The following is a 13,047-nucleotide window of genomic DNA, read 5'->3' as shown; positions in this document are numbered from 1 at the left end:
CTATACAAACGTTAGTTCGCTAACGTCAGTTGAAGTACACAAGAGGACATGCGATGAATAAGAAAACACTGATTTCGCTGCTATTGGTCGGCTTTACCCACGCTTTTACCCCCGCTTTTGCCGGCAATGCAGATCACCGAGTGGTCACAGTCAAGCGCGACACCGCCAAACAACTCAGCCAAGACTATGCGCAAATTGCCCCAACGCTACAGCGCAATATTAATAGTTATGGCTTAAATGCCCCCTTGTCGGCACTGACACAGCCTCAAGCGCGTAGCTCACGCAGCAAACGCAGCCTGGATACTCAGCTGCACAGCGCTGACCGTGCATTGCGTGAGGCGCAAGGGGTCGAAGACGTCGCCGACCAACTGCTCGAAGTACGCTTAGCCGACCCAAGCATGCTCGCGCGTTGGCAAGCCGGCCAAGCGCCTTTGTTTGCCTTTGAGCCGGCCGGTGATGAAAAAAGCTGGACCCAGATTGAGGCCTTTGACACTGAGGGCAACACCCACTGGCTAGACGTCTATCAAATGCCTGACCGCCCCGTGTTAGTGATTGATACGGACGGCAAAGCGGCATTAAAAGCCGGATTGGAAGTGATGCGTCGCACCTTGGCGGAGCAGAACCCAGCACCACGGATGCGTCGTAGTGCACGCATGATGGCACAAGCCCCAGCCCAACCCATTGACACCACAGTGCTAAAAACCATCCGCCTGGCCGACGATAAAGAACCGTGGATCTCCGGCGCAGCAGAAGTGTATGCCATTGTCACCGGTGTGAACCCAAGCCGTGACGAACCAACGCTCGACATTGTGGATATGCCGTATTTGGATTACGACAAAACCACCTATTATCCTAATCAGGTGATGATCCATTGGGATCGTTATCGCTGGGGCGCGGCAGACGTGATCTTAATGGAGCAAGACGACGGCACCAACTACAAAGAGCTGGCGCTGAAACTTAACGAGGTGGCGAGCGATATCCTAGCCGCGATCCCCGACTTGGAAGCGCAAGCCTATGGCGTGGTCACGCAAATCACCGGAAAAATCATCGAAGCCATCCCCGACGGCTGGCTGACCAACGATGATGACTTTGTTGATGTGTACTACACCCTGCTTAAAGGCCGTGCATACCCAGACCAATACGGCGCCGGCGGCAATGCCATGGCGACCTGGGAGCCACTGACCATTGAGCCGACTCAATAACACAGGCTTGGTTTCATTGAGTGAGATAAACAAAACGCAGCCGTAGGGCTGCGTTTTTTCACTGTGACGTTACTGCCCTGGATCTCTATTACTCGTTCCCACGCTCCTGCGTGGGAATGCATACGAGATTTGAACCATGAACTGAAATCGTTACAAAATCATCAAGCCGAACTTGTCGAGTGTGGTTGCTCTGATTCTGCTGAACGGATCTCTGTTCTTACACGCTCTAACACCGTGGCCAATGTTAGTTGGCCACTACAATGACAAAATTTATACATCGATGGTGCCATTGACGTAGGTGACACAAGCCCCGGTAAGATGTCAACAATGATGCGCTATGCCACCTGGGCGCCAGTTGCACTGCGCCTGTTACGTTTGGCGCCAATTTTATCCACGATGTCGGATGGCGCGCGGCGGAAATCACACCCAGCTTGCGCGATCGAGAAGGCGCTTATGCCGACCTACGCGTACTTTAACGTCGGTGATGTCATTGGCGACGATTACTCGTTCCCACGCTCCCGCGTGGGAATGCATACGGAACTTAAACCATCACCAGAGATCGTGACAAAATCATCAAGCCGAACTTGTCGAGTTTGGTTACTCTGATTCTGCTGAACGGGTCCTTGTTCTTACACGATCTAACACCGTGGCCAATGTTAGTGGGCCACTACAATGACAAAATTTATACATCGATGGTGCCATTGGCGTAGGTGACACAAGCCCCGGTAAGATGTCAACTATGATGCATTATGCCACCTGGGCGCCTGTCACGTTTGGCGCCAATTTTATCCACGATGTCGGATGGCGCGCGGCAGAAATCACACCCAGCTTGCGCGATCGAGAAGGCGCTTATGCCGACCTACGCGTACTTTAACGTCGGTGATGTCATTGGCGACGATTACTCGTTCCCACGCTCCCGCGTGGGAATGCATACGGAACTTAAACCATCACCAGAGATCGTGACAAAATCATCAAGCCGCACTTGTCGAGTTTGGTTACTCTGATTCTGCTGAACGGATCTCTGTTCTCACACGATCTAACACCGTGGCCAATTTTAGTTAGCCACTACAGTATGAGTCCGAACCTGGCAGAGGAAAAATACTGGATTAACTATAAACTGGTGGCCAGTTTTTCTTGACCACTACACGCGAAGTGGGATAAAAATCTCGCTAAAATTTAGGATTGACGACATACTCGTTTGTTATGTGCTTTTACACTACACTACGCTAAATTTCCTTTTTTAGTCACTTTTTATGTCCAGATATGACGTAGACACCGCTGAAACTCAATATCAACCAGGCTCCAACGATCAGGTGCTCTTAAACAAGCTTAACATTACTGATGTCGGTGAAATCAATGATGTAGAGGCAATACTTTTGGTTAAGCTATATGAAAAGGTATTTTCATGTGATAACCAAGCATTTAGCTTGAGTTTTCAAACCGTTATCGACTGGCATCGCCAATGGCTTGGCAACGTTTACCCTTGGGCGGGAAGCATTAGAAATGTTAGAATGTGGAAAAGTGATTTTGAGTTTACTGCCCCACTTCAAATTGAACGTCAAATATGTAAATTTGAAGCAGACTACTTATCACAACAACTGAACTTAGCTAACTTCACTAAAGAGGAACTTGTCTCTTTTTTGGCTAAAAGTCATGTGGAATTTATTTTGATCCATCCTTTTCGTGAAGGAAACGGAAGAGTTAGCAGACTTTTGATGGACTATATGAGTCAGGAAGCTGGATATGGACCACTAGATTATTCCTTGTGGGATAAGCACAAGGAGTTCTACATCCGCTCTATACACGCTGGTGTTGGCGGTGACTATCAGCACATGGAGCGTCTTGTACGTGATATCTTAGACAGCTAATGATAAAGAATCGTACTTACGCTGATCCGATTTCAACTTGCGTTCTATTGACTTTACAGGCTTCCCTGTCTCAATCGCCGTCGAACTTGCAACAGAGCGAAGAATCATAGCTTTAGTTACTTTTTTCTTTTCAACTCTCATTTAGAATCCCGATGCTTTCGTTATACCTGTCTATAGATCTTATATCAACACTACAATATTATCAATGATCGGGTGATAAATAGGGCACATAACGCCTTGCTAACAAGCGACAACGCGATGCCACTTAACTTAAATATTGTGCCATAATGAAATTGCGACTTAAGTCGCCAAGCGGTAGGAGTCTTTGTTAAGCAATTTGTTATATTTTTTCACGCACTAAGTTAGCTACATCAACTGCAGCGCCACCTGATTTGAAACTACGACCTAGATCGTATGCCATGTTCTCTAATGGCGCATTGTCATAGCCGTGTTCATTGATTTCTTGAACGTACCGCTTCAAAAAGCCTTCTCCACCTAGCTGCTCCCATTGAATTGTATGCATGAGTTCGTGAATATGAATTTCTAAGTCTTCTTGATGCTGGGGTTTCATAAAGTACATGTGTTTGTAAGTGATTGCTCCACAATCCATATCAAGAAAATCACCTAAACCAATATGGCGTAGTTCGGGGATGTCAGGCTTCGGGATTACGTCCGTTACAACAAACTTGCATTTAGCTAAGTATTCTGGAGAGTAGTAGCCTGAGAAAACATCTGAAAACTTACTGCAACATTGAGCTTCAATTTCGTATTTAGAAACGATGCTATCAATCCACTTATCAAACTGCTTGATTGGCATACTGACCTCCTCAGGTCGTCGATGCGTGTCCAGTAAAACGGATCAAGTCCAGTGTCTCTATTCAATTGGTTGATATGAATTAACCTGTCCCTCATTGCCCATGCTGTTTTAACTGCCATTACTCTATGTATATCTACAATTATTTAACAATAAATGTAGATGAATATAAGTGAGTAATAGCCAGTGTCAACGCCAGCTTAAAGTGAAGCAGATTCTCATCACAGAGAACAATGTTCTCTGAGTAGCTCGTTGTTGTAACAAGGGATTGGTTAGCTAGCTATTGATCCTGCGAGAACACTGTTCCCGCTTAATTTATCAAAACCTAAAGATTGCGCATTTGATTAAAAAATAAAAAATGCTTTGAGGAGAACAATGTTCTACTCAAAGCTTGGTACTTTCAGTTTTGGGTAGCCGAATCAGTCTGCTTTCTCTACAACCATGCCACTTTGCTCTGCAAAGTGAATCAATCGAGTGATATTGCTGAGAAGTCTACTGATAGGTGATAGCTATCACTTCACCGTTAGGCAACGTAATCAGCGCGCCGTCATCGTTGGAAACGACGAATTCTACCTTGAGGGCTTTCATCGACTAGGATGGCAATACGTCGTCTTACGGGTTCGCTAAATGCATTGAACACATCATTCAAGCTTTGTGGCTGATGTTTCTCGATCTAGTCCGTAACTAGCGCGAGATGGCTAACAGATCTATACCGCGACGACTATCTTCCCAGTCTGAAAATTCTTCTGATATCACCAAGCAATCAGGTGCGATGGCATCAATACAGCCTTTCAGCGCTTCTTGTAAATCGTGCCTTTCTTGCAGCCGAGGGCTGCAAGAGTTGTCGATATTAGCGTGAGAGGTTTTTATTGGCGATATTGTATAGGCTCATAGTTATACTGCTTGTTCAACAATAGCGTCAGTAAGATGTAGTTGGATGGTTTGAGACTCTTTTATATTGCTCTTAAGATGGTCACATACCATAAATAAACCACTCACCATAGACACAATTTGGAGTTGTTCTGGCAAAGGTGGAATCGGAGTTAATGAATTTTTAATCAAACCGATATTCAGAGTTGGTTGTGCTAGAGTCCTAGTATCACCCGTAAAGCTATTCTGCATATAGTTACTTTGGAGAAGTACCAACAAAAAGTCTTTTGATAATCCTTCCCACGGCAATATTCTACATAATGCTCTTGCTATATTCGCACCTTTCCAACTATCAGGTACAACGCCGAGCTTTCCAATACTGCCTACGACTGCCATAAGGATTTCCCCTCCAAATAGCCTTGTTCTCTCATATTTGGAATCTATTTCCGCTGAAATAGATTTTTCAGGCAACTCTGCTGGGTTAGCTAGATCAATATCGCCAATTCTTACAAGAGGCACCCCTCCTTCAACATGATTGCCAGGAACAAGAACGCCATATGACAAAGGAAAACGCTGATCAATTATCTCATCAAAACGACACCACTCCCATCCATTCGGGAGTTCAAACGGTTTTTCATCTTCACTAATCGGTGGCAGCGCTTTTTGCTTCTTGATTTTCTTCTCTTTGACTAATTGCGCTTTTTCTTCCGCAACCCTTTTCAGTAGCTCAGCAGCAGGCTCATCGCTTGGATCTTGTGGAACCAGTTTACCCATCACTGCCAGTTGTAGGATGGTTTGCTTGAGCTGGTCGATGCTTTCTTCAGTAGTGAATAAGGTATCGAAATGCTCACTGATTCGCGTCCAGTTTTGCATTAACTCGTCAGCATCGGCGGAGTTGGTGAGTGTGTCCAACAGTGTTGTTACCAGCACTTGATGTGCTTCGATACTGGCTTCGGTTTGTTGCTCTAGCTGGTCGCAGAGCGCCATTAGTTCATCGACTTTGGCGACGATGCGATGTTGTTCAGCCTCTGGCGGTAAAGGAATAGTTAATAAAGATAGTGATTCAGTGTTAAGCGTAAAGCCCATAATCGCATTCTTTTTATTTCCCGAGTTTGCTCGGCTTGGTAACACCTTAAACAAGTAACTTTGCAAAACTCCTGTGTACGGAAATACAGAAATGATTGCTTCATTGTGGAAAGCGTCAACATTGAGAATAGAGGCTTTTCCAACGGTTAGCTTGAAACTCATCAGCATAGTTCCAGCGGGAATCGGTGTTCGCTTAAAAACTTGTTCTACCGCTATATCACTAACTTTTTTAGTGGATACACTAACCGTAGATTTGTCATTTAGGTCTGCAATACTCACCCAAGGTATTCCACTTCCAGTTTCATCCCAATACAGTGAGTTCTTGGTAGCAGGTGTTTTTCCTACCCCATAATGAGCAACATCTGGGAAACGTACCCACTTCCATCCATTTGGCAAGTCAAAAGGCTTTTCTTCATCGCTTATATTAGGAAGTTTCTTTGACTTTTTAATCTTCTTTTCTTTAACTAATTGCGCTTTTTCTTTCGCGATACGCTCAAGCAACACCGAAGCAGGCTCATCATTGGGATCTTGCGGTACTAACTTCCCGCGCACAGCCAACTCCAGAATTAGCTCACGCAGCTTTTCAACACCGTAAAGTTCAAGCTTCTTGCTGCTGCCACGACCTGAGGTCGATCTGGTCTTTACTGCCGACGTCCAAATATCAATATGTTCGGTAATTAACTTATTCATAAGAAATTGGTCTACTACCATTATTGCTCTCCACTTTTCACAGTAGAGCTAAGCGCATCACCGAGAATGCCTTTCAGTTGGTCACGTAGTGCTTTGATGTCTTGTTGCTGCTGCTGATAGCTCGCCAGTAATTCTTCAGGATCATAGCTGACTACTTCGTCCTGATACGGGTTTTTAATATCAAGGTTAAAGTTGCGCTCGATAATATCTTCAATCGACACTTTCCAAGCTTGCTTGGTCTCGATACGGCTAGCGAACCCATCGGCCTCATTACCCCACCAATCTATCTCTTGCTGGAACTCTTCAAACTTCATTGGTTTGGTTTTGCTGTAGTTCTTCACACCTTCTGGGTAAGGATGCTCATAGAACCATACGTCTTTGGTCGGTTGGCCTTTGGTAAAGAACAGAATGTTGGTCTTAATGCCCGTGTACGGGTTGAACACACCATTAGGTAAGCGAACAATCGTGTGCAGATTACACTCTTCCGTCAGCATCTTCTTAATTTTGGTTTTTACACCTTCACCAAACAAGGTGCCATCAGGCAACACCACACCAGCGCGACCATCTTTATCCAATACTTCCACAATCAGCTGCAAGAACAGATCGGCGGTTTCACGAGTTTGCATATCGGAAGGGAAGTTCTTTTCAATCCCGTCCTCTTCTGTGCCGCCAAACGGTGGGTTAGTCGCAATCACATTGATATTGCTGTCCCAGTTTGCGAGCGGCTTGTTAAGCGTGTTGCCATGCCTGATTTGCACTGGGACTTCGACGCCGTGGAGCATCATGTTAGTGACACATAGCAGGTGCGGTAACTGCTTTTTCTCTACACCTTGGATTTGTCTTTGTAGGGTTTTATGGTCGTCCGTGGTTACCACGTAGTTCTCTTTGACGTGATCGAACGAGCAGGCCAAGAACCCACCCGTACCACAAGCGGGATCCATAATTTTTTCACCCAGTTTAGGGTCAAGGCGATTGACGATAAAGCGAGTCACCGCGCGAGGGGTATAAAACTCACCTGCATTTCCAGCGCTTTGCAGATCACGTAGGATTTGCTCGTAGATATCACCGAACAAATGGCGGTCGTTAGAGTCAGTAAAGTCAATTTCGTTGAGTTTGTTAATCACCTGACGCAGCAATGTGCCATTTTTCATGTAGTTATAGGCATCACTGAAAGCTTCTTTCACCACAAATCCACGTGGATTGATGTCTTTAGGCGTATTAAGGCTTTTTAGGCCAGGAAACAAATCATCGTTGACGAACTCTAGTAACTCGTCACCTGTAATGCCTTGTTTATTTGCCGCCCAGTTTCGCCAAAGGTACTTAGCTGGAATGGGTTCTCGGTAATCTTCTAGCTCAAACTCTAGCTCTTCCTCTTGTGCATCAAATACTTTAAGGAATAACAGCCACGACATTTGGCCTAGACGCTGCGCGTCACCATCAACCCCCGCATCTTTACGCATGATGTCTTGAATAGACTTGATCACTGAACTGATTGACATGAAGTTCTACTACTAACCGACTACAAAAATAGTTGTCGATAGTAGCATTTTTACGTCAATGTGAGTACTGACATAGGGAGTGAAGTGCCCAATAACACTGGGATATTAGTGAGCACTTATCTCCATTACGGTAACTGATTTAATAACTTACTTGATATTGAGTCATGGTCATCTTACGTCGCAAGACAAGGTACAACCCCCAAGTGATTAGCGCATCGGCGGTAATACCTAACCCAAACATGATGGCAATGCGTTCAAGCGTAGGAACAAAGATGCCGATTTGATAAAGCACAAAAGCACAACCGTAAAACAAGGTGTTTACGATAAGTGATTGATACAGCATTAAGTCAGTGCGCCCTATACCGTAAAAGTAACTGTCGATAACATTGTTTAAACTGAAAATGGCATAGAACCCTACCATTAGCCAAACTAGCCGAGTGATTGCTTGTGAATCCTCCACTCCCATGACATTAGCTATAAAGCTGTTCCAAAGCGGCGCACTGAGTATCCAAACCCCAATAATGCCTAGCGTGATCCAAAGGTAGACATTGACTCGCTCAGATGTTAGCCCGTTGTTTGTTGCAGCATCTTGCTTAACCAGCTGCCCTAACGTCAAAACGGGAAGTAGCAACCAGCCCCAAATAAATTGATTGGCAACCCAGTACGTTCCCGCTTGTTGTACTTGGTTAATAAGCTGAAGAATCATGACAATAAAAGCGGTATTACGAACGAGCGATTCAAGCCCTGATTTCCATCCAATTTTTGCCCATTCTTTAAGCCACTGCGATTGATGTCCTCTAGAAAACTTGAAGCTCAGCGTGATCTCCGACTTAGATAAATAAATCAGGGCAAACAGCGCGAGAAGACTATTGACCACGATATTACTCAGAGCAATACCATTCACTCCTAACTGGAGGGAATAGCTTAATTGACTAACAAAGACGCTGTCACAAAGGACGGTCATGAGCGTTTGTACGAGTAGAAGGCCACACAGCGCCTTTCGTTCATTTTTTAGGACGAGAACCAAAGATAAAAACGCATAGAAGCTAGAAAGCAGAATAGCGGCAGATTCCAATCGGATGTATTGGATTGTCTGGGTCAGTAGTTCAGCCTGTTGCTGCATCGCATCAACAAAGCTCGGCGCTAGCCACAATACCATTAAGGTCACCACAAAATAGCAAATCAAGGTAACCCAAAGAGATAGACTGGCTCGGTCGCGAAAAGCTTCGTGACTATGAATAACGCTGCCTAGAATAAATGCTAGAGGGATAAGTAATGCTTCGCTGAGGACTTCATACCCCACATTGAGCCATGCGACTTGTGCAGCAATGCTAAAAGTCCATGGGCTGGGGATGCTGCCCAAGAAGTGGATTCGTGTAGTTGAGTAGATTAAGGGTATTAAGCTTGTCAGAATCAGGACTAGCCACAGCTGATAATTGATAGTCTTTATTTGATGATGTTTCAATTTTTAAGCCTTATTATCTTCACTAGAGATCTCGTGGAGAAAGCGACTCGCCACAGAAAAATTTTAATCAGTTGTTTCTTCCTAAGTCTTTCAAACAGCGTGATTAGTTACTGAAAAATATCAGAATATTGCACTGTACTGAAATGATCTGCTGAGCAATCAAATACTTGCCATGGGAAATCAACTTGGTTACGGCATGCTTAGGAAGGCCATTGTGTTTAAGCTTGCAAGCAAGCCGCTTACCTTGCTTGGCTCCATCGCCAAAGCGAGATCGATACTCGCCTAACAATAAGCAAGAGAGTTTAGGCAAACGTCTTTGTGTTTTTTAGCCAACAGTGCTTTATCTGAATTTAGCTTACCAAACATATAGGCATGCATTATGACTTGAGGTCGTTAACCAAGCTAAACACGCTCTAGCTTGGTTTAAACACTGATTAGGCTGAATGATAGATCTCAGCTTCCAACTCAGAAATTGCTTGCAAGTACTGCTCTCTCCCACCAAAGCACTTATTGACAATTTCAGCAGGTCGCCCCATCTCATCAAAAGGCTTCACCTTGAGTACATGAATATTCTCAAGCTCTTGAACACCTTCATCAGCGTATTTGTCCAGTAGGTTGTTCAACACCTGCTGAGCCGTTTCACCGTACTTCGTGAAGTAGTTGCGCTTTTTGACGTTATCAACCCGTTCTTTTCTAGTGAGCGCTGGTTGGTCATAAACGACATGACAAATCATGTCGAATGGATCGAGATCTTTGCCCACTTCTAGCTCTAATGCTTCCCAGATGATGCCTTCCTCTGCCAGTTCATCAATGATTGCTTGCTTTCTATCGGCATCTTGCCAGCGCTTAACAAAGTCATCCATCGAGGTGAACTGTTTTGCCATCGTCTTGCGGGTATAGTCTTTGAACGATTCGGTTACGAGTTTACCGTCGGCATCGTAGTATTGAACACGTTCGGCAATGGCTGTAACGGTTACGCCGTTGACATGGAACTTTCTTACTCGGTTTTCATCCTGCCAATCATCATCGGCATTGCTCCCACCTGAAGGCGGTGAACCTGAGTCGTATGACGATTCGGGTTCATGGATGCTTTCGGGGTCGATATCTTCGCCTTCAAATGGATCATCTTGTTCAAGCTCATCTTCACCATCGATGATTTCATCTAGCTCTTCATCGGTATCGAAGTCTTCTGGTTTTGTCTCTTTAACTCGCTCAGGGACACCATCAAAGCGCTCATCAGCGAACAGTTCAGTCGCCTTTTTGAAGTCGAGAATGGTAAACCATAGCTTTCCGTAACGATCATCGATACGAGTACCGCGACCGATAATCTGCTTAAACTTGGTCATCGACTGAATGCCCTGGTCAAGAACAACCAGTTTGCACGTTTTTGCATCGACACCTGTTGTCATAAGTTCTGAGGTGGTTGCGATAACAGGGTAAGCCTTTTTGGGGCTGATGAAGTTATCAAGCTGAGCTTTGCCGATTTCATCATCACCAGTGATTTTCATTACGTATTTTTCATTTTTAGCAACTTGCTCAGGGTTACAGTTGATCAACGCTCGTCGCATACGTTCTGCATGGTCAATGTCATTGCAGAAAACAATGGTCTTCGCCATCGGGTCGGTGCGCTTGAGGTAGCTGGTGATGGTCTGTGCAACAAGTTCTGTCCGCTCATCAATGACCATAGTTCTGTCGAAGTCTTTCTGGTTATAGAGCCTGTCTTCGATGACTTCACCATGTTTATCGACTTGTCCTTTGGTTGGTCGCCAGCCTTGTAAATCTACATCGATATCGACACGCACAACTTTGTAAGGGGCTAAGAAACCGTCTTCAATACCTTGCTTTAGAGAGTAGGTATAAATGGCATCGCCAAAGTACTCGGTGTTAGACACGATATCGGTTTCTTTCGGTGTCGCGGTTAGCCCTATTTGAGTCGCTGAACCGAAATACTCAAGAATCTCGCGCCATGCGCTGTCCTCAGCAGCACTGCCACGATGGCACTCGTCAACGACAATAAGATCAAAGAAATCAGGATCGACCTGTTTGTATGCTTTTTGGTGCTCTTCTGGGCCAGTCAGAGCCTGATACAGCGCTAGGTGGATTTCGTAAGCGGGATCGACTGTTCGACCAGTAACTTTGGTCATCGCGGTGCCAAACGGCTGGAAGTCGTTGGTCTTAGTTTGATCGACCAGGATGTTTCTGTCCGCCAAAAACAGGATGCGTTTTTTGGCTCGGGACTTCCATAGTCGCCAAATAATCTGGAATGCTGTGTAAGTTTTGCCCGTACCCGTTGCCATAACCAAGAGTACGCGGTTTTGTCCTGCTGCTACCGCTTCCACGGTTTTGTTTATCGCCTGTAGCTGATAGTAGCGCGGAGACTTACCGCTACCATCATCATGGTAATCTTGAGCAATGACGGGAAGGTGCTCGGTTTTGTAGCCTTTCCAAATGCAGTATTTGTCCCATAGTCGCTGAGGTGTTGGGAAGTCTTCAAGTCGAATTTCAGTTTCGAGTTGAGCTGGGTTGGTTTTGTCGTGGAAGATAAAACCGTCGCCATTTGAGGCAAAGACAAAAGGGACTTCAAGTAGGCTGGCGTAATCTAGACCTTGTTGCATACCTTTGCCGATTTCATGCTTATTGGCTTTAGCTTCGACGACAGCTAGAGGCATACTCGGTTTATGGTAAAGGACGATGTCCGCAGACTTAACCTTCTTCCTCGCCGCTGCCTGACCACGAACAATGACCTTACCATCACGTAGTTTTACTTCTTGACGGATCTGCGACATATCATCCCACCCTGCGCCTTTGATAGCAGGAAGTATGAATTTCGTGATGATATCGGTTTCAGATAGCTTTGATTTATTGATTGTCGATTCCATGCGATTGGCTAGCCCACTACAGTGCCTTTCATGACTATACCAAAGGATACATAAAAGATACTAACTTATCAGTGAAGTGGGTAACGGTATGGATTAGCCTATAAGGCGAAGAGCCTGAACATGCCGTCATCAATAGGTTTATATATGCAATGAGAATTTTGTGATGAGACTAATCAGAAGAAGCTGCTGTCGAGCAGTGACAGTCTTTGTTCGATTAGAAGAAAGGTTTTTCTTCCCCCTATACCATCGAGATATTATTAATAATAAATTATTGCGCTAGGTTATGGTTTAAATCCAATATTTTATTTACTCTTAATGTGACATTTGGAGAATAAAAAACACAAAAGTTCATCTCTGTTAATTTAAACAATGCACTGTATGTTTGCCTAAGTTTTTAGAAAAAATTGCTTGGCACATTGTTTTGCCAAGATTGGCAGCGAAACTGTCAATCTTGGCAGAGGAAATGCCACGGCAGGCAGAGAATGTGCCAATGGTGGCAATAAAATTCAGACCTAAAAATTAGAACATTCCACTTGAGAATCCAAATTTTAATAGATGAAAGTTATATTAGAATTATAACTTTATAACTTTATAACTTTATAACTTTATAACTTTATAACTTTATAACTTTATAACTATTATAACCATTATAACTATTATAACAGTTATAATAG

General features: G+C 44.5%; 8 protein-coding genes. 3 read left to right on the top strand and 5 right to left on the bottom strand.

Translation table 11 applies throughout. From position 1 onward, the window contains the following. Nucleotides 1-53 precede the first annotated feature (53 nt). The 3 genes from BZG80_RS00705 to BZG80_RS00695 all read left to right on the top strand — a co-directional run bounded on the left by BZG80_RS00705 (nt 54) and on the right by BZG80_RS00695 (nt 3,070). Entirely contained in the window at nt 54-1,202 is a 1,149-nt protein-coding gene (locus BZG80_RS00705) for a DUF3103 family protein (protein ID WP_077678554.1), read from the top strand. Nucleotides 1,203-1,941: 739 nt separating this feature from the next. Then, nucleotides 1,942-2,076, top strand: coding sequence for a hypothetical protein (locus BZG80_RS16185; protein WP_274532407.1), 135 nt, complete (start codon nt 1,942-1,944; stop codon nt 2,074-2,076). Nucleotides 2,077-2,455: 379 nt separating this feature from the next. Beyond that, nucleotides 2,456-3,070 carry a Fic/DOC family protein gene (locus BZG80_RS00695; RefSeq protein ID WP_077678552.1) on the top strand — a complete coding sequence of 205 codons (615 nt, stop codon included), beginning with the start codon at nt 2,456-2,458 and terminating at the stop codon, nt 3,068-3,070. Between the two features lie 340 nt (nt 3,071-3,410). Here the strand turns inward: BZG80_RS00695 and BZG80_RS00690 are convergent, their stop codons facing one another. The 5 genes from BZG80_RS00690 to hsdR all read right to left on the bottom strand — a co-directional run bounded on the left by BZG80_RS00690 (nt 3,411) and on the right by hsdR (nt 12,373). After that, complete coding sequence (locus BZG80_RS00690; protein ID WP_077674145.1) at nt 3,411-3,887, bottom strand: hypothetical protein; 477 nt, start codon at nt 3,885-3,887, stop codon at nt 3,411-3,413. Between the two features lie 891 nt (nt 3,888-4,778). Further along, the gene (locus BZG80_RS00675) at nt 4,779-6,551 is read right to left on the bottom strand and encodes a restriction endonuclease subunit S (protein WP_077678551.1); all 1,773 of its coding nucleotides are present in this window, start codon (nt 6,549-6,551) and stop codon (nt 4,779-4,781) included. After that, the gene (locus tag BZG80_RS00670) at nt 6,551-8,029 is read right to left on the bottom strand and encodes a type I restriction-modification system subunit M (protein ID WP_077678550.1); all 1,479 of its coding nucleotides are present in this window, start codon (nt 8,027-8,029) and stop codon (nt 6,551-6,553) included. Before BZG80_RS00670 ends, BZG80_RS00675 begins: the two co-directional genes overlap by 1 nt. Nucleotides 8,030-8,168: 139 nt before the next feature. Beyond that, nucleotides 8,169-9,494: an MATE family Na+-driven efflux transporter gene (locus tag BZG80_RS00665; protein ID WP_077678549.1), complete on the bottom strand. Its 1,326-nt coding sequence runs from the start codon at nt 9,492-9,494 to the stop codon at nt 8,169-8,171. 434 nt (nt 9,495-9,928) lie between these two features. Next, entirely contained in the window at nt 9,929-12,373 is a 2,445-nt protein-coding gene (gene hsdR / locus BZG80_RS00655; RefSeq protein WP_077678548.1) for an EcoAI/FtnUII family type I restriction enzme subunit R, read from the bottom strand. Between the last annotated feature and the right edge of the window lie 674 nt (nt 12,374-13,047).

It is taken from the genome of Salinivibrio sp. MA440 (assembly GCF_001996265.1).
GTDB classification, from domain to species: Bacteria; Pseudomonadota; Gammaproteobacteria; order Enterobacterales; family Vibrionaceae; genus Salinivibrio; species Salinivibrio costicola.
This window is presented reverse-complemented; position numbering and strand designations above follow the sequence as displayed.